This is a genomic window from Pseudomonas sp. EL_65y_Pfl2_R96 (assembly GCF_963970905.1).
GTDB lineage: Bacteria > Pseudomonadota > Gammaproteobacteria > Pseudomonadales > Pseudomonadaceae > Aquipseudomonas.
Window position 1 is genome coordinate 1 of the sequence record NZ_CAXAQH010000422.1, and the last position, 386, is coordinate 386.

General features: G+C 62.4%; 1 protein-coding gene. It reads right to left on the minus strand.

The features are described from left to right. Positions 1 to 386: immunoglobulin-like domain-containing protein (locus tag AACY49_RS31375; RefSeq protein ID WP_339528251.1), on the minus strand; the 386-nt coding region annotated here is incomplete at both ends.

The following is a 386-nucleotide window of genomic DNA, read 5'->3' on the forward strand; positions in this document are numbered from 1 at the left end:
TGATCGTGGTGCTGACGGTGCTGCCATTGTTGTAGACATCATTGGCCGGCGTCGGAACGTTCACGCTGCCGGTGGTGTTGCCAGCGGCGATGGTGATGGTCGAACCGTTGGACAGGGTGACAGTGACCGGCGTCTGCGCCGGGTTGGTCAAGGTCGCGGTGTAGGTGATCTGGCCGCCTTCGTTGACGGTCGAACCCGCTGTCAGTGTGACGGTGGTGGTGTCGACCGAGTCGGTAACGGTGGTGACCGCCGGTGTCGGGTTCGGCACCAGATTCTCGAAGTTGCCGCCGGTAGTCCCGGTGATCGTAGTGCTGACGGTGCTGCCATTGTTGTAGACATCATTGGCCGGCGTCGGAACGTTCACGCTGCCGGTGGTGTTGCCTGCG